The organism is Myceligenerans halotolerans (assembly GCF_054782975.1).
The window spans coordinates 111,400-131,919 of the sequence record NZ_BAAGRL010000007.1; the positions used below are offsets into that span (position 1 = coordinate 111,400).

Annotated in this window: 14 protein-coding genes and 1 pseudogene; 2 read left to right on the forward strand and 13 right to left on the reverse strand. The window is 73.1% G+C overall.

Annotation, left to right across the window (positions count from 1 at the left end):
- Window positions 1–77 precede the first annotated feature (77 nt).
- The 3 genes from ACYVK5_RS06890 to ACYVK5_RS06900 all read right to left on the reverse strand — a co-directional run bounded on the left by ACYVK5_RS06890 (window position 78) and on the right by ACYVK5_RS06900 (window position 4,851).
- Entirely contained in the window at window positions 78–2,969 is a 2,892-nt protein-coding gene (locus tag ACYVK5_RS06890) for an HtaA domain-containing protein (RefSeq protein WP_460703182.1), read from the reverse strand.
- A gap of 82 nt (window positions 2,970–3,051) precedes the next feature.
- Window positions 3,052–3,636 (reverse strand): hypothetical protein, encoded by a 585-nt coding sequence (locus ACYVK5_RS06895; protein ID WP_460703184.1) that lies wholly within the window; start codon window positions 3,634–3,636, stop codon window positions 3,052–3,054.
- 201 nt (window positions 3,637–3,837) lie between these two features.
- On the reverse strand, window positions 3,838–4,851 hold the full coding sequence (locus ACYVK5_RS06900; RefSeq protein ID WP_460703186.1) for a WxL protein peptidoglycan domain-containing protein: 1,014 nt from the start codon (window positions 4,849–4,851) through the stop codon (window positions 3,838–3,840).
- 349 nt (window positions 4,852–5,200) lie between these two features.
- On the opposite strand from ACYVK5_RS06900, the gene ACYVK5_RS06905 reads away from it, so the two are divergent.
- Window positions 5,201–5,845: an ArsR/SmtB family transcription factor gene (locus ACYVK5_RS06905; protein WP_460703188.1), complete on the forward strand. Its 645-nt coding sequence runs from the start codon at window positions 5,201–5,203 to the stop codon at window positions 5,843–5,845.
- A gap of 39 nt (window positions 5,846–5,884) precedes the next feature.
- On the opposite strand, the gene ACYVK5_RS06910 is transcribed toward ACYVK5_RS06905, so the two are convergent.
- The 9 genes and pseudogenes from ACYVK5_RS06910 to ACYVK5_RS06950 all read right to left on the reverse strand — a co-directional run bounded on the left by ACYVK5_RS06910 (window position 5,885) and on the right by ACYVK5_RS06950 (window position 16,510).
- Window positions 5,885–7,156 carry an alpha-galactosidase gene (locus ACYVK5_RS06910; RefSeq protein WP_460703190.1) on the reverse strand — a complete coding sequence of 424 codons (1,272 nt, stop codon included), beginning with the start codon at window positions 7,154–7,156 and terminating at the stop codon, window positions 5,885–5,887.
- Between the two features lie 180 nt (window positions 7,157–7,336).
- Window positions 7,337–8,389 (reverse strand): WxL protein peptidoglycan domain-containing protein, encoded by a 1,053-nt coding sequence (locus tag ACYVK5_RS06915; protein WP_460703192.1) that lies wholly within the window; start codon window positions 8,387–8,389, stop codon window positions 7,337–7,339.
- A gap of 1 nt (window position 8,390) precedes the next feature.
- Window positions 8,391–9,617, reverse strand: coding sequence for an HtaA domain-containing protein (locus ACYVK5_RS06920; RefSeq protein WP_460703194.1), 1,227 nt, complete (start codon window positions 9,615–9,617; stop codon window positions 8,391–8,393).
- A gap of 84 nt (window positions 9,618–9,701) precedes the next feature.
- Window positions 9,702–11,033 (reverse strand): hypothetical protein, encoded by a 1,332-nt coding sequence (locus tag ACYVK5_RS06925; protein ID WP_460703196.1) that lies wholly within the window; start codon window positions 11,031–11,033, stop codon window positions 9,702–9,704.
- Window positions 11,030–12,361, reverse strand: coding sequence for a hypothetical protein (locus ACYVK5_RS06930; RefSeq protein ID WP_460703198.1), 1,332 nt, complete (start codon window positions 12,359–12,361; stop codon window positions 11,030–11,032). The genes ACYVK5_RS06925 and ACYVK5_RS06930 overlap by 4 nt, the downstream gene beginning before the upstream one ends.
- A gap of 62 nt (window positions 12,362–12,423) precedes the next feature.
- Window positions 12,424–13,269 (reverse strand): annotated as a pseudogene (locus ACYVK5_RS06935) (heme ABC transporter ATP-binding protein); the annotation flags it as partial.
- A gap of 8 nt (window positions 13,270–13,277) precedes the next feature.
- Entirely contained in the window at window positions 13,278–14,342 is a 1,065-nt protein-coding gene (locus tag ACYVK5_RS06940; protein WP_460703200.1) for a FecCD family ABC transporter permease, read from the reverse strand.
- Window positions 14,339–15,451 carry a heme/hemin ABC transporter substrate-binding protein gene (locus tag ACYVK5_RS06945; protein WP_460703202.1) on the reverse strand — a complete coding sequence of 371 codons (1,113 nt, stop codon included), beginning with the start codon at window positions 15,449–15,451 and terminating at the stop codon, window positions 14,339–14,341. The genes ACYVK5_RS06940 and ACYVK5_RS06945 overlap by 4 nt, the downstream gene beginning before the upstream one ends.
- A 228-nt stretch (window positions 15,452–15,679) precedes the next feature.
- On the reverse strand, window positions 15,680–16,510 hold the full coding sequence (locus ACYVK5_RS06950) for a TrmH family RNA methyltransferase (RefSeq protein WP_460703204.1): 831 nt from the start codon (window positions 16,508–16,510) through the stop codon (window positions 15,680–15,682).
- Window positions 16,511–16,645: 135 nt separating this feature from the next.
- On the opposite strand from ACYVK5_RS06950, the gene ACYVK5_RS06955 reads away from it, so the two are divergent.
- Window positions 16,646–17,371 carry a sigma-70 family RNA polymerase sigma factor gene (locus ACYVK5_RS06955; protein ID WP_460703206.1) on the forward strand — a complete coding sequence of 242 codons (726 nt, stop codon included), beginning with the start codon at window positions 16,646–16,648 and terminating at the stop codon, window positions 17,369–17,371.
- 117 nt (window positions 17,372–17,488) lie between these two features.
- Here ACYVK5_RS06955 and ACYVK5_RS06960 read toward each other — a convergent pair whose 3' ends face one another.
- Window positions 17,489–20,461: a hypothetical protein gene (locus ACYVK5_RS06960; RefSeq protein WP_460703208.1), complete on the reverse strand. Its 2,973-nt coding sequence runs from the start codon at window positions 20,459–20,461 to the stop codon at window positions 17,489–17,491.
- Between the last annotated feature and the right edge of the window lie 59 nt (window positions 20,462–20,520).

Sequence of the window (20,520 nt, forward strand, 5' to 3'; positions counted from 1 at the left end):
CCTTTGCCACCGCTATGAGTGCGCCAGGAATACCCGCCGATTCCCGCGACCGCGCCGATTCCCGCGACCGCGGAGCGTCAGCTCACCGCCGTCACCGTGAGGGTGGCGCGATAGTCACCCGCCGGGACGTCCGAGGGGATCCACAGCTCGAGCGCCGCTCCGAGCTCCGCGCTCGCGGGCGCCGTGGACGCGCCGAGGAGCCGGGGAGCCGCGAGTCCTTCGGCCGCGTCTCCCGCGACGACCTCCGGGCTGTCGGACACCACCGACGGCGTCCACGCGAGACCGTTCGCGGAGAAGGACGCCGCCTCGGAGACGAAGTCGCCGACGCTCGCCGACACCGCCCACCCCGGCCCCGACGTGCGGGTGTCGGTGACGACGACGGTGCTGAGCGCGCCGGACGCGGCGAAGCCATCCGCGACCTGCGTCGCCGTGCCGAGCTGTGCGCCCCGGCCCGGGCCCCACGCCCAGGAGAAGCGGCCGGGCGGGGTGTCTCCCGACGGGAGCGTCACGCGGATCTCCATCGCTCCCGCCGCGGACTCGACCGTCAGCACGGCCGGGTCCGAGTACACCTCCCCCGCGACGTTCGCGAGCCGCGCCCGGAAGGCCGTACCGTCCGCCCCTCCCGTCACGGCGAGCGTCCCGCCGTCGACCGCGTAGACGTCCGAGGGGACGACGTCGGACCAGGTGTCCCCCACGCGCGCCTGCCACGTGACGGTCGGCGCGGGCACGCCGAGTCCTTCGACCCGGAAGACCGCCGTTCCGCCGGGCGCCGTGGCCCGCGCCTCGGGCTGCCGCGTCACCCGCGGCACGCCGACGACCTCGATCGCGAGACTCGCCTCGTCGGACACGACGTCACCCGCGGCGCTCCGCGCGACGAGGCGGTACACCGCTCCCGCGGAAGCCTCCGACGCCCGCACCGTGAGCGTGTCGGTGGTGGCACCCTGGTGGCTGTCGTCGTCGGAGACGTCCTGCCATCCGGACGCCGAGGAGGTCTGCCATCGCAGCGAGTCCGCACGCTCGACCCGCGCGGTGAAGGTGACGTCGGCCGGGGCCGCGCCCGCCGGCGAACCGTCCTCGAGGTAGTCGGTCGCCGTGAGGGTCGCCGTCCGTGACACCGGCTGCGTGGTGAACGACGGCGCCCGCCGCCAGTCGAAGACGTACGCGGTGCGATAGGTCTTCTGGGCGAGGTACTCGTCGACAGTCATGAGGTTGCCGTTCGTGATGGCCGCCGGATAGGACGGTCCGGCGGGCGACGGCACGGTCACGAACACGCGGTCCCCGACCGCGGTCACCGAGGTGGGCACCCCGACGCCGGCGCCGACCGTCAGCTCGGCGAGGAGCGGCAGCACACCCCCGTCCGTCGCGCGCCCGTCGTACGCCTGCACGAGCTTCGAGGCGGAGTTCACGGTGTAGAGGCGGCCGGCCGCGTCGATCGACAGGGCGGTGACGTACGAGGGCAGCGGCGTCCGGGCGACGACCTCGCCGGCCACGACCGTCGCGATCCAGCTGCCACCTGGTGTGAGCGTCTCGTTGACGATCGCATGGATCCGGCCGTCTCCACCGTCGCGGACGACGGCGCCCGCCCGGTCGCCACCAGCGGCCGTCGTCGTCAGCGCGACGGCCTGGTCGCGCCGCACGACGGGTCCACCGGCCCGGAACCCCGTGACGGGAAAGAGGCTGCGGGCGCTCGCGACGGAACCGGCGTCGTAGATCCACGCGTCACCGGTCGCCTGGTCGACGGTGAGGTAGCGGGCGCCGATGCCCGTGAGCTCGGCGACCAGGTGCTCCTGGGTCCAGGCGCCATCGACTCTTGTGTAGGTGAACAGGCCCCTCGCCCCGTCGAGGAAGAACAGCCGCTCGCCGTCCTGGTCGAGGTCGACCGAGAAGTACATCGTCGCCGGCGACATACCTGTCAGCAGCTGGACGTCACCGCCTCCCGCGGGCGGGACGACGACCAGCCCGTAGTTGCTGACGTACGCGAACACCTCACCCGTGCGCTCGTCGAGCGCGGCCGTGTAGAGCATGTACGCCGGGTTCGGCCCGACGGACGTGGTGCGGCCTGCCGTGAGATCGAACCGGTCGAGGACCTCGCCCGTCGCCGCCTCCACGATGGTGGCCGTGACCTCGCCCTGATCGGGATGCGGGATGCGGGTGTTCGCGGCGACGCACTCCGCGTAGGCACCCACGTTGTGCTCGCGGCACTGTGTGTAGACGGACGGGCTGTAGCCGGTCGCGATGATGGTGACCGTACCGCGGGCCTCGTCGGCGACGACGTGGACCGGCTTGACGCCGCCCTCGACCTCGCCCGCCGCCGAGAGCGATGCCGCACCCGGTTCGCTCCAGTTCTCGTCGGAGCCGCCGGCCTCCCAGTCGCCCGCCAGGCTCATACCGACGGGGTCGAGCACGGTGCCGGCACCGTAGAACCCGCCGAAGGCTTCGGCGCCGGTCGCCGTGAGCGTGGCGGGGATGCCGGTCCAGTCGAGCGTGCCGGCCCCGACCGTACGGTCCCCGCGCGTCGCGTCGAGCGTCGCGAGGTCGACGCGACCGTAGTCCACGGTCTCACCGGTGGTCCGATTGCTGGTGACGGCGGCGATCAGCGTCGCCGTGCCGTCGGCGGTGACTCGCGCCTCAAGGTCTGCGATGCGCAGGTCGAGCACACCGTCATGCCCGGTGAAGTGCACGGCACCGGTTGTGGTGACCACGGTCTCACCGGTCGCGGCGTCGAACGAGGAGGCCGATGACGGCCACCGGTAGGTCCCGTCGGTGTTCTGCGTGACGCCGCCCTCGAGGGAGACGGAGCCGTGGGCCGTGCCGGTGATGTAGGCGCGGAAACTCGCCTTCACCCCCCAGTCGACGAAGGCGGTGTTCTGCGCGGAGGCGAGAGTCGAGGCGCCGACGACGGCGCCGAGCAGAAGCAAGGGAACGAGCAGCGCCGTGATCAGGCGGCGCGACCGGAGACGGACGGGCATGGGATGGGTGCTCTCAGGATCGGGGAAACGGGGGCGAGGTGCGGCGGGAGGGCGCGCAAGACGCGCCCTCCCGCCGGGTCGGTCAGCCGAAGTAGACCGGGATCTTGTTGTCGTTACCGCGGTCCCACGAGCCGTGGGCGCTCAGCGTGTAGACGAAGCAGTCCACGCTTCCCGCCGTCGTGTCCTGCGGACCCGTCGTGCAGGTGAAGGAGTTGCCGTCGCCGTCCGTGAACGTCGACCGGACGACGAGCGACAGGCCGTCGAAGTCGCCCGCCGTCGAGAGCTCCCACTCGTTGCCGGCCGTCGCGTCCGCGCCGTTGTGCACCCAGAACTGGCCGCCCGTGTGCGAGGCGAAGGCCTCGGCGCTCAGGTACACGTCCTCGATCTCGACGTCCGGCCCGAACGCGACGTACATCCCGGCGTCCGAGAACCAGCTCCCCACCCAGGCCGGGTCGTAGATGAAGTCCTCTCCCGAGACGTCGACCGTGTGCGTGCCCGTACCGCCCGTGTAGACGGCGGCGGGCGACGAGCCGGTGCCGTTCACGATGTGGAGCGGCACCGTCGCGGCCGAGGCGCTGAGCGGCGCCGCGGCGAGCAGCCCGACGGTGGCGCCGGCCGCTGCGACGCCCTGGAGTGCGCGCTTCGCGCGCGTGGTGATGACGGTCATGTCCTGATCCCTTTCGGTATCGTCAGGAGAACGCCGGACGGCGCTCTCTTCCTGCGCGGCGCCGCACTGCGGCGCCGTCTCGAGGCCGCCGGCGCGCCGGGGCGAGTCCCTTTCCACTGAGCTCGCCCCGGCACCCCTCCCGGGGCGCGGCCGACGTCGTCGAGCGACGGAGGGCCCCGCACGAGGCGGAGCCGGAAAGTCCTACATCTGCGACTCCCCCCGGCGTGCCCGGGCACGCCGCAGGAGCACGAAGGTCACCGCGACTCCCGCGGCGATCGTCGGCAGCGCGATGAGCGGCCACGAGAAGGCGGGCGCCGTGAACTCGACCGTGACGGCGTCGAGCGGTTGCGCGCCGAGGCCGACGGCCTCCGGTGCCAGCGTGACGGTTCCCGTCAGCCATCCCAGTACCGGCACGTCCTCGAGCACGCGCTCGACGACGATCCCCGACCCCGGAACGACCTCCGGGGTCGTCCGGGCACCAAGGCCCACGGCGCCCGCACCCAGCGGACCGGTGAGCGCGACGGTATCGGTCGCGATCACGCGCGTGTTGCCCGTGTTCTCGAGCCGATAGGTCACCGTCGCCGTGCCGCCCGCGAACGGGTTCCACGAGGGCGTCAACGCGGCACGGGCGTCGAGGACCGACGCCGAGGGCTCGAACTCACCCGAGACCCGCAGGTTGATCCGGATCCCGAGCCGGCGGTCGACGGCGAGCGAGGCGTCGCCGGTATCCGTGACGAGCGAGGTCACAACACCTGCGGGATGGTCGCCGGGGGTCGCGTCGGCCGGCACCGTGATCTCGAACGGCACCTCGACGGCGGCACCCGGCTCGACGGCGATCCCGGCGGTTCCGACAGAGACCCAGGAGCCGCCGTCCCTGGGCGCCTCGGCCTCGAGGCGCAGGTCCAGCACGCCCTCCGTGGTCGTGTAGGCGTCGGCGGCATAGACATCGAGCGTGAGCGGCTCGGTGCCCGTGTTACGCACGATCATCGAGTCGGCGACGACGGCCCCCGGGTCGACCTGGTAGTCGAAGTTGGCGCGCGCCTCGTCCCCGCCCGGCTCGACCCCCCAGGCGACACCGCCCGCGACGGCGGAACGAGCGCTGGACGACGGCACGGCTCCGGACCCCGCGACGGCGGGGGGCACCGGAAGCGCCGAGGCGAACAGGGTGGCGGCGACGACGGCGAGCGCCGCGGTCGCGAAGCGGGTTCGAGTCATGACTCCAGATCGAAAGGGAGGTCGGTCCCTCCCCGCTCGGCGCGTGCCGGTCAGGTCAGGCGAAAGTCAGGCAAACCTAACTTAGGCTCGGCTCACCTTACAAGCCCATCTCACGACTTCGTTGCCCTGGGTCCCGTTGCGGGCATGTTTCGGCCCTGGAGCCGGCGTGCGCTCCAGGACGCCCGACAAGGCGCTCGTCCTGCACCTGCACGGCAAAGCCGGACAACGGGCGGACGTCGTCAGGATCACGGACAAGCCGTAGCCCCGGACGAGGCCGAGGTTCCGGCGCCGCTCCGTGGTGCCGGAACCCCTGCCTCGGCCTTCCCATCGGTAGCCTGAGGAGGTGGATGTGCCCGACACGCTGGTCATCGACGCACCCGACGCGGTTCGGTCGATGACCAACCCGGTGCGTCTCCTGGCCGTCACCGAGCTGTATACGACGCAGAAGCCGCGAACCGCTACCGATCTGGCGACGCTGTGTGGAGTCTCGCCGAGCGCGATGAGCTATCACCTGCGCGAGCTCGAGGGGTTCGGCATCGTCCAGCGGGCGCCGCGCCAGAGCGACGGGCGCCAGCGGCCGTGGGCGGCCGCAGCGCGCGCCTACGTCCTGGACGCGGGCGTCGCGCTCGGCCCCGACGATCGGACCAAGCTTCTCGACAGCTATCTCGAGCCGATCCGCGCACGCATGAGAGGTGTCCTGACCCGCAGGTCGCGCGTGCCCGAGACCGAACGCGACACCCTCTTCAACGTCCTGACCACCGGCGAGCTGATCCTCACCGAGGACGAGACCCGCACGCTCAAGCGCGAGCTCGAGGAACTCTTCCTCCGCTACGAGCAGCTGAGCTGGCGTGAGGGAGCAGAAGCGGGTGCCACACCGCCGGGCGGCGAGGACGACGGCTACGTACGATCCCGCTACCTGTGGTCCGTCGTCCCGGACAACCCCGCGCTGTACAACCTGACACGTGAGGAGCGCGACGAGCGGGACACGGCATGAGGCGGCACGGTGCGAGCCAGGGTGTTCGAGCGCCCACGTTCACTGGAAGGCGATCAGCCTGACGCCGTGAGCGGGGATATCGAGCTCGAGGTCTCCGTCGACGGTCTTGACCTTTTCACCCGTCCAGACGTCACGGGCGGTCGAGACGTCGCTCAGCCCGAGCTCTGCCGTGAACAGCCGGAGCGGCTGGACCGGCTCGTCCCCCAGCCAGAAGATCGCGCGATACTCCGTCCCCGTGTCCGCTCGGCGGGCTTCCCAGACCACGATGTCGTTGTCGCGGATGAGCTCGCGGTTGCCCGACGACAGCTGCAGGACGTCGATGAGCTCTCGGTTCTGGAACAGCCTCACCGAGTCCGGAGGCGACTCGGGGAGGTGGCCGCCGATCATGAGCGGTGAGCGCGCGACGCACCAGAGGGTCATCATGGTGCGCTGCTCGTCGAGGGTGAGCCGCGAGTCACGAGCCGTCCCGACGTGGGCCCTGATACCGATCCGGCCGATCGGCAGCATGTCGGCGTCTCCCCAGGCTCCCGCGCGCTGGTGCGGCGCCCAGCGCGCCACGCGCTGGAACATCTCGCGCAGAGCGGACCAGTCGTCCCACAGGTCGTCGGAGATCCGCCACATCTCGGCATTCTCGGCGAAGAAGCCGGCGTAGGCGAGTGACAGCCGGCGCCCGGGCGAGAGACTGAGCACGATATCGCGGCCGGCTTTCTCGATCGCGGCGTGATACCCGGCGATCTCCGCCGTCTGCACCGGCCACAGCACGTCGTCGAGTTTGATGAAGTCGACGCCCCACTCGGCGAGCTGTGCGACCTGGGAGTCATAGTACTCCTGGGCGCCGGGCCTGCTCATGTCCAGCCCGTAGTTGTCGTTGTTCCACTCGCAGAGATTGCCCTTGTCCGCGATCCGGGCCGCGGTGGTGCCGGCGCCCAGGATCGGCAGGTCGAGGTCGGCGGCCTTGCGCGGAATGCCACGCATGACGTGGACGCCGAACTTCAGCCCCAGGGCGTGGATCCGATCGGCCAGCGGTGCGAACCCCTTGCCGTCGGCCGCGGAGGGAAACCGGGTGGCGACGGGCATCTGGCGGCCCCAGGTGTCCAGCACCGGATCCGACGTCTCCGGGTAGTCGCTGATCCTCGCGTTCCTCTCGTACCACTGGTGGTCGACGACGACGGTGTCCCAGCCGTACTCGAGGAGGTGCTCCGCCATGAACCGTGCATTGGCGATCACCTCGTCCTCGGTGACGGAGACGCCGAAGCAGTCCCAGCTGTTCCAGCCCATGGGCGGGGTGCCGGCGAGTGTCGATCCGGTCATGCGTTGTCTCCTTGAGCAGAGGCGGACGGACGGAATTCGGCGGGTGAGCGAGCCGCCTCGAGGAACTCGTTCGGAACGGTGCGCATGTAGCCGACGATCCCGGCGCGGGCGTGCACGCCCGCCAGCGTACCGCGCACCCGAGCACCACCCGCGGCGCCGCGGCGCCCACCTGCCGACGACTCATGCGCCGCGTCCTGCCACGGCGGACGGCAGGCCCGGCGTCGAACGAGCCCTGCGCCGGCTGACCATCACCGGCCCGAGCACGGCACCTCCCGTCACGACCACGACGAGCCCCAGCAGCGCCCACGGCACGGCCCACCCGGCCACCGCCCCCTGGGCCGACGCGGCACCGCCGCCGATACCCGCGACCGCACCGTTCACCTCGACCGTCGCCTCCGCCCGGACCGCGGGCCGCACGCCGTGCACCTCGACGGTGCGTTCGGTCGAGGATCCCGGCAGGATCTCATCGAGGTCGCCGGACCAGGTCACCGGGAACACCCCCGCCGGCCCCGTCACGCTCACCGTCTCGGACGGGACGAGCCGGGCGTTTCCGGTGTTGGTCAGCGTGTACGTCACCGTCGAGGTCACCATGCCCACCGGGTTGAGGGAGGACGCGGTGGAGACCCGCACGTCGGAAACCTCCAGGCCGGGCGCCAGCTCACCGGCGACCCGCGCGTGCACGCGCAGCGCCAGCCGCCGGTCGACGGTCAGGGACGTGTCGCCCACGGCCTGGGTCAGGGATGTCACCACGCCTCCGGAGTGATCGCCGGGCCCCGCGTCGCCGGGCACCCGGAGCATGAACGGGATCTCCGCCGACTCCCCCGGGCCCAGGGTCGCGGACGAGTCGCCGAAACTCAGCCACGTCCCGAGCCCGATTGCCGGTTCGCCCGCCGGGAGCAGGTCCAGGTGTCCGTCCGGCGTCGTGAACGCGTCGGTGCCGTACACGGCCAGCTCCAGCGGCACGGCCGACCGGTTGGTCACCACGACGGCGTCCCGGATCACGTCTCCGGGCTCGACCTCGTAGGCGTAGTTGGCACGATCCGTGCCCTGGCGGTTGTCGGCGGGTGCGAGTGACCAGGTCAGGTCATCGTCGGCGGCCAGGACCGCGGCAACCGCCGTGGTCGGGGCGGTCCCTGCGAGGAGCGCCAGGACCGGCAGTACGGCCGCGGCCAGGAGGAGCACCGCTGCGGCGCGCCCGAAGGTATGCCGCAGCGGTGTGGTTCGCACGCTCACGTCAGCCGATGGCGGTGAGCGTCAGCACGCCGGTGTAGTCACCGGCAGGCGTGTCCAGCGGGATGCGCAGGTCGAGCGCGGCGTCGGCGGTCACGGAGCCGAGCTCGTGGCCCGTCGGGGCCGACGCGAGGGTGGCCCCTGCCGTCAGACCCGTGGCGGTGCCGGCGGGTACGGCGGCTCCGGCCACGGCTCCGCCGGTGTTCGCGCTGACCGAAGGGGTCCAGCCGAGCGCCGACCCGTCGAACGTGTCGGTCCCGGCGACGAAGTCCGTCACCGTGCCGACGACGCTCCAGGCGGGAGCCCCGTCCCGCGTGTCGGTCACGGTGACCTGCTTGAGGTTGCCCGACGCCGTGAACGCGTCGGCGCCGGCCTCCGCCGTGCCCAGGCTGACCGCGCCGGGGCCGCCCGCGATCGACCAGGTGAACTCGCCGGGCTCGCCGCCGTGCTCGGGGACGGTGACCTCGATCGGCACGTCGCCGTCGCCGGGCTCGCCCTCGCCCGGATCGCCGCTCCCGCTCGCCGTGACGGCGGCGGTGACGGTGAAGTCGTCGAGCGCGGCGCCCGGTTCGAGGAAGTCCTGCAGGGCCGTCGCGCCGGCCTCGGTCAGGGTGACCCCGGTGCCGCTGACGGTGACGGTGTCCGCGGTCTCGGTCACGGTGGTGGTGGCCACGTCGCCGAGGACGACGTCGTCGCCGCCGTAGGTGCCCGCCTCGTAGCCGAGGTTGTTCTCCGGGATCTCCACCGTCAGGTCGCCCACCACAGATCCTGTGCCGCCTGCGACGACGACGTCGACGTTCTCCACGGTGACCGTGAAGGCGTGCGACGGGAAGTGGTAGACGGCGCCGCCGGCGGTGTCGATACGCAGGTCGTCGGCGCTGGTGAAGCTGCCTCCGGCGACCGCGAACAGGTACGGGAGGGTCTCGTTCGGCGGGTCGGTGTCCAGGTCCGCGGCCGGTGTGCCGGACTCGTCGAACTCGGCCGGGTCGATCAGGGTGATGCGCTCGCCCACCGGGACGGCCCCGACCGGCGGGAGAGCCGCGATCTGCCGTCCCACGTAGTTGCGGAAGCTCTGGCGGAAGCCCCAGGACAGGTCGCCGCTGTCAGCGGCGACCTCCCCGGGCTCCGCGGCCTGCGCCGGGAGCGCGGTCAGAACGGTCCCGAGGCCGAGTACGACGACGCCGAGCCCGGCGCCGAGCCGCGCCCTCCGGGCGCGAGGGGATACTGACATGAGAGGTGCCTTTCGTCTGGGGTGAGCGGGTGCTCGTCGGACGTGCTGGGGCTGGGGTTCAGGGGCCGGCCGAAGCCGGCGAGGTCAGGGTTCCGGTCGCTCTCGTCGACGGAACGGCAGCTTCAGCCATCCCTGGCGGAAGCCCACGACCGCCACCGAGGCGGTCAGCAGCAGGATCGTCGTGAGGATCGCGAGGCGCTGCCCCTCGTCGCCGCGAGGCACCAGGGCTTCGGGGAGCAGGGCGTCGCGCAGGCCGCCGAGTGTCGCCGCCGCGAGGGGCACCACCCCACGGTCCGCGCCGTCGGCGGGATCCGCCGCGGGGCTGGCCGCCGGGTCCGCGGCGCCACCGCTCGGGCCCGACAGGGGCGTCGTGCCCGGCGGCGCGAACATGCCACCCGGGACGGGACCGCCCGTCGCGGCCCCGTCACCGGCGACGCCGGGTGCGGGACCCGCGCTCTCCACCGGCCGAGTGGCGTCGAAGCTCACGGTCACGTTCGCGGGTGGCTTGATCTCGTCACGCGTCCCGGTGGAGTACCAGAAGGCGGCATCGCCCACCTGCCGGTGGAAGCTCAGGAATCCGGCGGGGAACGCGCCCCAGCAGCTTCCCGGCGGGTCTTCCCGGAGCTGGTCCGGGGAGCCTGCCACGACGCCGCAGTAGTCGGGCACGAGGGAGCCGCCGCGCGAGGAGGGGTCGAGCTCCCTCCCCGTGAACGTGACGAGCTGCGTGCGGGTCTCCTCCAGACGAACCCACTGCGTGGCGTCCTCCCGGTCCGTGCCGTAACCGCCGAGCGTGGCGACCAGCGACCCGCTGCCGTCCGCGTCGAGCCGCAGTTCGGGGTCGGTGACCCACCAGTGCACCAGGCCCCCGTAGAAAACCACGGTGAACGTGCCCTCCCAGCGGATCCGCACCGCGCCGTCGGCCTCCCGGCGGCCAGTCCCGCCGGACAGCACCACCTCCGCCTGGGACGTGCGCCCTGACGCGTAGGAGACGCTTTGCCCGTCCGGTGCGGTGCACCGCGTGTCGAACGTGGCCCGGACCTCCTCCCGGGACGCACCCGTCCCGACGGGGCGCATCACCCGCACGTCGCCGACCACCGACCGGTACAGCCCGCGGTCGGCGTCGGTCCACACCCGGCTCCCGCCCGTGTCACCGTCGCCGCCGGGCCTGCCCGCGACGAGGAAGGCGCACTGGCCGGGCAGGTGGCTCTCCGACCCGGCCTGCGTGCTCACCCCCCACCGCAGCTGCGCGTTCGTGAGCTCGCCCGGGTCGGTCTGGCCGTCGCCGCCGGGCGTGCCGGCGTCCGGCACGGTCACGGTCAGCTGCAAGGGGTCCTGGTCGTCGGCCACCGCCGGTGCGGGCGTCGGCGCCAGTGTGACGAGCAGCGCCAGGGCCAGTGCGGTGCGCAGGCGGTTCATGCTCCCGCCTCCCGTTCCGGCGTCGGCTCGGCGTGGCCGGACGACACGGCGTCGGCGGGCCGCGCCCCGTCGGCGGTCGGCGAGGTGCCGGGCTCCGGGTCGGCGTCCGGTTCCCCCGGGCCGTCTCCCGGGACGGAGTCCCGGGACCGCGCGGCGCGGCGCCGGGCGACGCGCTGCGCGATCGAGCTCGCCGCCGAGGCGACAACCACCACCAGCAGGAGCAGCGCGGCCACCCCCACCGCGATCTCGGCGGGCGTCCAGGACCCCTCCTCGGCCCCGGCCGCCTCGGCGGCGTCCTCCCCGGCCGTGGCCTCGGCCGGGTCACGCGTGATGGTTACCTCGGTCTCGATCTCCGTGTCCGACGACGGCGCGACCAGCCGCAGCACGTGCGTTCCCGTGCGCAGGCCGGCGGGCAGCTCCATGAGCCCCGCGACCTCGCCCGCGTTCCCGGCGGCCAGCGGCCCGACGGCGACCACGCCGTCGTCGAGGCTGACGGTCACCTGCTCACCCGGTTCGAGCCCTTGCGCACCGAAGCTCAGGACGCGTCCGACCACGGCCGTGGCCTGGTCCACGCCGAGGGTGACCACTGCATCCCCACCGCGATCGACCTGCGCCCCGCTCTCGCCGGACTCCCCCGCCGGATCGCCCTCCGCCGGATCGTCCGCTGCCGTTCCGCCGTTCGGCGCGACAGCGCCCTCCGCGTCATCCGTGTCACCGTCCTCGCTCCCGGACGCGGATCCGCCGAAGCTGACCGGGGTGAAGGTCTCGTTGTTCGCGTTCCGCACGCCGTGCGCGCCGATCGTGATGACGCCGCACTGCACGCGCGTGCAGTCCACGTCGGAGCCGTCCGCCGCCGTGAACCGGGCACCCGGGATCACGAGGCTCGTCGACCACGACCCGTCGGCCGCGAGGGTGCCCCCGTTGGCCTCCGCCTCGGTGCTCGATCCCGGGAAGGCGACGAATTTCTGGTAGCCGGCGTTCTCGGCTTCCTGCGCGTCGGGCACGTAGCGGTAGCCCGAGCCGGACACGCCGCCCTGGCTCGGGCGCCAGGATCCGCCGCCAGGGTCCGATATCCAGCCGAAGAACACGTAGATGCCGCCGAAACCCTTCGGCACCGACTGAAAGCCCGAGCCCGTGAGCCCGACCGTCGTCGCACCGTCGGCGTTCGCCCGTGCGCCGCCCCCGACACCGGCGACGGTCACCCGGGCCGCCGCGTGCGCCGACGGCGCCGGCCCGAGGGCGGCCGCGAGCGGGACGGCGGCCAACGTGGCTGCCAGGGCCAGCGCGATCACGCGAAGGCGCTTCGCCGTCACGGGTCGAACCGTCATGAGAGTTCCTTGGTCAGAAGGGCGCGTTCCCCCGGCGCGGCGGGCGGGCAGGTGTCGGTCCGTCATCGGCGTTCCTCGGTCAGTTCCAGGTCGGTCTCCGTCAGCCCCGGTTCCGCCGGCTCGGGTTCTCCCGGGTCGCGGCGGGCGGCGTAGCGCGGCAACACCAGCAGGCCGCCGGTGACCGGATGGGGCAGCACGTCGACCGGGTGCTGGTACACCCGGGACAGCAGGCTGCTCGTGAGGACGGCGGCGGGCGGTCCGACCCCGGCGACGCGCCCGCCGTCGAGCACGACCACCCGGTCGGCCCAGGCCGCGGCGAGCGCCAGGTCGTGCAGGACGACGACCACCGCGCCGCCCGCGTCCGCGACCCGTCGCGCCTGGCGGAGCACCTGCTCGGCGTGGCGCACGTCGAGGGCGGCGGTGGGCTCGTCGAGCAGGAGCAGTGCGGTGTCCTGGGCGAGGACTCGCGCGAAGGAGGTGCGGGACTTCTCGCCTCCGGACAGGGTCGGATAGCGTCGCTCGGCCAGGTGCCCGACCTCGGCCGCGGCGAGTGCCCGTGCGACGACGTCGTCGTCGGCCGACGGCGGGCCGGACGTCCAGGGCGCGCGCCCCATGCGAACCACGTCGACGACGCGGAACGGGAAGCTGACGTGGTTCTCCTGGAGCAGGACGGCACGCAGCCGCGCGAGCTCTGCGGTCCGGACCGCGCCCAGCGGTGTCCCGCCCCAGCGGATCTCGCCGGTGTCGGGCTCACGGTCACCGGCGAGGACGGAGACGAGTGTGGACTTGCCCGCGCCGTTGGGCCCGACGAGGACCAGCACCTCGCCGGCGCGGACGGTCAGGTCGACGGCGTCGAGCAGGAGGGTGTTGCCGGCGTGGACGCTCACGCCGGTCAGGGTCGTCAGGGCGGCAGCGCTCATGCCCAGCCTCCGGCGGTGCGGCGGGTGCGGCGGATCAGCCAGAAGAAGAACGGCCCGCCCACCAGAGAGGTGAGCATGCCGATCGGCAGGTCGGCGTACGGGACGGCGGTCCGCGCCGCGAGGTCCGCGCCGAGCAGGAGGACCGCGCCGCCCAGGGCGCTCAACGGCACGAGCGTGCGGTGGGCCGGGCCGACGGCCATGCGGATCAGGTGGGGCACCACGAGGCCGACGAACGCGATGATGCCGCAGAAGGCCACCCCGGCGGCCGTCAGGAGGGCGACCAACACGATGCCGTGCACGCGCAGCCGTTCGACGTCGACGCCGAGATGCCGGGCGGACCGTTCCCCCAGGGACAGCAGATCGAGGCGGCGGGCGACGAGCAGCGCGCCCGCGAGGCCGAGCAGGACGAGCGGAGCCGCGACGACAACCTCCGACCAGCGGGTCGCGTTGAACGAGCCGAGCTGCCAGAAGACGATCTGCTCCCGCTCGGCGGTTCCGCCGAGGAACATGGCCAGGGCGAGCCCTGCCCCGCACACGGCATTCACGGCGACGCCGGTGAGCACCAGGGTGACCACCTCGGTCCGGCCGCCGGAGCGAGCCATCATGTAGACGAGGAAGGTCGCGCCGAGGCCGCCGGCGAACGCGGCGGCCGCCGTCGTCCACGGCCCGAGGGCGGGCAGGCCGAGCACGATGGTGACCGACGCCGCCACGGCCGCGCCGGCCGAGACGCCGACCACACCGGGTTCCGCCAGGGGGTTGCCGAAGATGCCCTGCATCAGCGCGCCCGCCGTGGCAAGCGCCGCGCCCACCACAGCGGCCATCACGACCCGCGGGAACCGGATGCTCCAGAGCGCAGCGTCACCGTTCGGGTGGGACGGGAGCGGTCCCAGGTCCAGGCCGGCCCGGTGCAGCACCGAGCCCAGCACCTCGGCGGGCGGGACGTGGAGCTGCCCGGCCCCCGCGGCCACGACGACCAGGACACCGAGCGCCACGGCCAGTCCCGTCGCCAGCGCGGCCGCGCGGGCGGGCCGGGCCGGAGGGAGCGTGCGCAGGCCGTTCACGACAGGCTCTCCGGAGCGTAGAAAGCGCGGGCGAGCGCGTCGACGACGTCGGCCGACCGGGGGCCGAACGACAGGATCTCGGTGTCGTCCATCGCGACGATGCGCCGGTTCTCCCCGGCCGGGGTCTGCGCGAGAGCGGGGACCTGCTCCAGCAGGCCGTCGACGCCGTTCACCGACTCCAGACCGCCGGTCATCATGAGAACGAGGTCGGGCTGCATCGAGATGAGTCCTTCGTCGGTGAGCGGGCGCATGCCCTTCCAGCCGACCTCACTCGCGACGTCGACGGCGCCCAGCCCCTCGATCAGGGAGTCTGCCCCGGACTCGTCGCCGAACAGGTAGTACACCCCCGACTGACCACGGACGTAGAGAAAGACGGTGCGCAGGCGCGCCTCCGGGTCCTGGGGCAGGAGAGTCGCCACTTCGGCGAGGGTCGAGTCCAGGGCGGCCCGGGTACGCTCGGCCAGTTCCTCACCCTCGTCGGGCACGCCGAGCGCCTCGCCCACGGAGACTGCGAGGTCGTCGGCGGTCTCCAGGCTGCGGCGGCTGTCCAGGACGACGACGGGGACACCGGCGTCGCGCACCTGCAGCACCACATCCCAGGGGCCGAGAGTGGTGTCGGTCAGGATCACCGTCGGCGCGAGGTCGAGGATCGCCTCGGCCGTGAGCTCGTGGCCGTTCGACGTGACGATCGGGCGGTCGGCGATCTCCGGGAAGCCGGAGGAGATGTCGCGGCCCACGACGCTGTCGCCCAGCCCGAGGTCGAACACGATGCGCGACAGCGACCCGTAGATGTCCAGGGCGAGGATCCGGCTCGTGTCGGTGACCTGGACGTCGGTGCCCTGCGCATCGGTCACGGTGACGGGCAGGTCCGGCACCGGAGCCTCGGCAACCGGGTCCACCGGCCGGTCCGCGGTGCCGACTGTCAGCTCACCGGTCCAGTCGCGCGGGTCGGCCAGCGGCTCGAGTTCACTCAATGGGGTGGTGCCGACCACGGCCCCCTGCTCGGTCTCGTGCGCAGCGGGCAGGGCGGGTCCGCAGCCCGTGAGGACGACCGCCGTGGCCGCCGCGATGAGTGCGGCCAGCGGCGACCTGCCGGGAGTGTGGGGCATCAGGGGCATTCCTCACGATGTCAGACAAGAATGAAGGTGTGCCTAACTTAGGTTAGCCACACCTTGTCATGTCAAGCCCGTGCCTCCATCACGAGGCGCTTCACCCTGTGACGAACAGGACACTCGAAGCCGGACCGCCTACGGACCGTGCGCGAGCGCGAGCGCCGCGAACAGGCCGTCGCGGCGCTCCATGAACCAACGTCGCGCCGGGGCGAGCACGCAGAGCGCTCAGGTCCGCGTGGCCCAGAACGCCACCGCCGACGCCGCCGCGACGTTGAGCGAGTCCACCCCGCCCATCATCGGAATCGTCACCCGCGCATCCAGCAACCGATCCGTCTCCGGCCGCATGCCATGCCCCTCGGTCCCGAACACCAACGCCAGCTTCCGATGGTCCTGCGCCACCAGCTCGTCCAGCGTGATCGCGCCCGCACCGAGCGTCATCCCCGCCACATGGAACCCAGCACCCCTCAGCACCTCGATATCGCCAGGCCACGACTCCAGCCGCGTCCACGGCACCTGGAACACCGTCCCCATCGACACCCGCACCGAACGCCGATACAAAGGATCCGCACACCGCGGCGTCACCAGCACGGCATCGACGCCAAGAGCTGCAACTGATCTATAGATGGCACCCACGTTCGTGTGGTCCACCAGATCCTCCAGCACGGCCACGCGCCGCGCCCCTTCTCCCCCACGCGCGGCGGCCAGCACCTCGGCCGCCGGGGCGAGCGGAGGGCGGTGCATCGACGCGAGCGCGCCGCGATGCAGGTGGAAGCCCGTGATCTCCCGGAGCACGGGCTCCTCGGCCACGTAGACCGGGACGCCCGGACAGACGGCCAGCGCGTCCGCCATGGTCCCGAGCCATTTCGGTGCCATGAGGAAGGACCGCGGCCGGTGGCCGGCCTCCAGCGCCCGGTGGATGACCTGGGTGCTCTCGGCGATGTAGAGACCCTTGGCCGGTTCGTGCTTGCTGCGCAGGGCCACGTCGGTGAGGCGGGTGTAGTCCGCGAGCCGTTCGTCGGCCGGGTCGTCGAGGTGGACAACGTCGGGGGTGATCACGGTCCATGATTCTGCCGCACGGGCTGTTATCCCCCCGTTATCACTGACAGCGAAATCCTGGTACTTCCCATGAACCCCAATGGTTCGCTAATGTCCCCACCAAGGCAACTTCGTACACGACGAAGGAGATCAGTGATGAGAACCGCCAGAGCTTCCCGACCCCGCCGCTCCCGGAGTTCCGGCGCGCATCCCGCGCTCCCGCTCTCCTACCAGGAGATCATCGAGCGCACACCGTCGCTCGACCCTGCAGAAGAAGCGGTGCTCCTCGAACGGGCCGCCCTCGGAACGGCCGCCGCGCGCACCCTCGCGAAGACCGCGGTCTCGCCGTCGCTGCGCGTCGACCTCGAAGCCAGGGTCAAGGCCGGGCAATACGCGAAGGAGAGGCTCGTTCTGGCCTATCTGCGCATCGTGCCCGACGTCGTCGGTGCCTACGCCGGCCGCCTGCCGTTCATGGACCTCGTGCAGGAGGGCAACGTCGGCCTCGTGCGCGCCGCCGAGAACTACGACCCGGCCCACGGGACGTTCGCCGCGTTCGCCACCCGCTGGGTGCGCCGCTCCGTGGTCCGCGCGATCGCCGCCGGGAGGCGGGCCGAGACCCCGGACGGCGGTTCCTTCGACGGCGGAACCCCCTCCGCCGAGCAGTCGATCCTGCGCCGCCGCGTGCGCCAGGCCCTCGCCCACCTGGACGCGGTCGAGACCAGGGTGCTCGAGCTGCGTTTCGGGCTCGTGGACGGCACCACCCGGACGCTCGAGGAGATCAGCCGCCGTCTCGGGGTGACCCGGGAGCGCGTGCAGCAGATCCTCAACGAGGCGCTGCTCCGCCTCCGCGACGTCGTGGCCCCCCTGCCGGCCGTCGCCTGAGCGGCCGCCCGGCGGCTCCGCTGGACCCAGAGACTCCCCCGAGGGCGCACACCTCGTGTGCGCAGGCCTCGCGGGCCGGTGATGCGACAACGGCGTCACCTCACCGGCCCGCGAGGATCACGTGCGGTCCAGTCGCGACACGACCTCGTCGAGCGCCTCCTGGTAGGCGGTCGTACGCGGATATCCCCCGTGCAGGCCGATCTCGAACAGGTACGCCGCCCGGTCGACCTCCTCGGCCCCGCGGTCGATCTCGTTCGACTCGTACCCGATCACGGGGAACCCCATGAAGTCCGTGCGCCGCCACAGGTTGATCCACGCCGGCGCGCCGTCGTACTCCCCCGTTCCCGTCGCGCCTGTCGCGGGCGTGAGCAGGCCGCGCAGGCTCCGCTCGCACGCGGGTTCCTCCGGCAGGCCGGCGTCGTCCGCCTTCCACGGGTCGCCCGACCACGCGGGCGGGCCGACCGGCGGGACGCCCAGCGCGCCCGGTCCGAGCAGCTCGGGGAAGAACCGCCCGAAGTAGGGCCGCAGCTGCACGCCGTGGGTGAGCAGGCCGATCCGGCCGTCGGCCTGGGCCTGCCGGTACACCGGGTTCCCCGACCTGATGAGCACCACCGCCGCGGCGATGACGCCGCCGATGGAGTGCGCCGACAGCACGACCCGGCGACGGCGGGCGACGGCCTCGCGGTAGGCGTCGTCGTCGACGTCGACGGCCGTGAGCCACGAGTCCACGCGGCCGCGCACCTCGGGGACGGCCCGCTCGGCGTAGCTCGGCGGACCGAACGGGTGGGCGCTGCGGGGCAGGAAGCACAGGACGTCCCACAGCAGGCCCCACGGCCGGGTGGCGTTGTCCACGGCCCCGGCCAGGGCGCTGGCGACCAGTGCGGCCGCGAGCGTGCCGAGCATCGGCACCGCCAGGGCGCTGAGCCAGGCCGGCACGGCGAACAGGCCGGACGGGTCGCCGAGGAAGCCCGGGAGCGCCAGTGTGGCGGGACCGCCGAGGTCGCCGGGCGCCACCGCGAGCGGGATGGTGGCGACCAGCGCGATCCAGGACGCGACGGCCAGCGCGGACACCGCGAGCTCGGAGCGGTGGGTCATCGCGGCGAGCTGGCGGGCGCGCAGCGCGCGCTGGGCGGCCGGGGTGAGCATGCCGGGTTCGATCAGGTCCCCGGCGCGCGCTCCGGGGAGTCCGCGGCCGGCGGCCCGCGCGGCGCGCGCCCCGGGGCCGCGCTTCGGCCCCGACGTGTCGACCGCCGGCGGGATCCACAGGGTGCCGTGCCGCACGGCGTCGACGACCGCCGGCGCCACGAGCGCCATCAGGAGGATCAGGGACACCGCCACGATGACGGCGACGCTGGCACCGAACTCCGTGTAGACGGGCGGGACGGGCACGATCTCGCGGGGGTCGGCGTCGACCATCACGTCGACGAACAGCCCGCCGCCGGAGCCGGAGACGACGGCGCTGGTCGGGGCGGAGCGCAGGTACCACTGGACGCCCACGACGACGAGGCTCGAGAAGACCGCCGCGGCGGCCGTCGACAGCAGCAGGAAGACCCCCGGCCCGGCACTGCCCCAGCCCTCGGCGCGCGAGCCGTTGGCGCGGCGTCGCGCGACCGCCCACGTCGCGGGGATCGCGAGCACGGCCACCGCCACCGCCAGCAGCACGGCCCGGACGGAGACCGGGAGCGGCTGCCCGCCGGGCGCGGCGAGCGTGGCCACGGCGGTGCAGGCCGTCGCGACGAGCGGCGGGAGGAGCCAGACCAGGATGAGTGCCGGCCGGGCGCGGCGGGCACGGCGCCACACGAGCGCCGCCGACGCGATCCCCGTGAGCGCGACGACGAGCAGGCCCGGCGCGGCCTCGATGCCGATCAGCCGGGGCGCCTCCACCGGCGAACCGGCGTCGGCCAGCGTGACCCACGCCCCGATCCAGACGGCCAGCCCGCCGACAAGCAGGGCGAACGCGGCCCGGGGCTTCCAGCGCGGCGCCGCGACCTGGACGCCGTCGTCGTCGGTGCGCAGGGCGACGATCCAGGTCGCGACCAGGGCGACGGCGAAGCCCGGCGCGGCCGCCCAGGCCGTGCGCTCCGAGGTCCACAGCATGAGCGCCGAGAGCAGGCCGAGCGACGCCGCCAGGTGGCTGTACAGCGCTCCGGTGCCGGTGCGGCGCGTCCAGAAGCCGGGGCGCCGCAGGGCGGGGCCCTCGGTGGACGCCGCCGTCTCGCCGGCCATCAGCGCGGAGACGCGGGACTCGAACTTCACGCTGCCGCTGTGCGCGATGAGCACCAGGACGGCCACGGCGACCACGGGCACGAGCGACAGCCAGCCGAGCCGTTCGCCGTGGTCCAGGCGGGCCAGCCAGTACAGCCCGTCCGGGATGCGGGCGCACACCGGGACGGTCTCGCCCGTCACGAGGCCCATGCACCGCGTGCCGATCGTGGACAGGGCGACGGTGGCCGTCGTCGTCGTGAACAGGAGCGTGAGGAACAGGGCGAAGATCCTGGTCAGGGCGGCCGAAGGGTCGGGCAGGATGCGTCCGGCCGTCGGTTCGGGGAGCGCCTCCGGGACGCGCCGGGCCCAGTAGCCGGCGTTCGCCAGCCCGAACGGCACGATCGCGACCCACATCACCCGCGTGGCCACCGTGCCGACGACGCCGAGCACGCCGCCGAAGGGCAGGCGGGCCAGGCGTGACATCGCGCCCCAGGAGTAGGCCTCCCGGCGGACGTCGTTCCGGATCTCGTGGGGGTCCCCGGCGGGGACCGTGCGGTCCCGCATGTCGCCCGGCGCGGGCTCGCGGTCGCGGGCGTCGGCCTCCGGGGTCGGCACCCAGAAGCTGCCCAGGCCGTCGCCGTCGGTCTGGACGACCTCGTCGGCGGGCAGGTCGAGGATGTGGTGCGGCGGCGTGTTCGCCATCCCGTGGATGCGCAGTTCGAGGATGTCCTGGCCCGGGGCGACCGGCACGTGCCGGTTCGCGGGCTCCTCGCGGCGGGCCGCCTGCGGCTCGGCACGCGTGGCGGGGCCGGCCGGTTCGGCCGGCCCCGGTTCCTCACGTTCGACGGCGTGCTGCGGGGAGTCTGGCTCGACCACGTGGCTCATCGGTGCCTTCCGTGACGGGGTCAGGACAACAGAACGTCCCCAAACTAGGACGCACACCG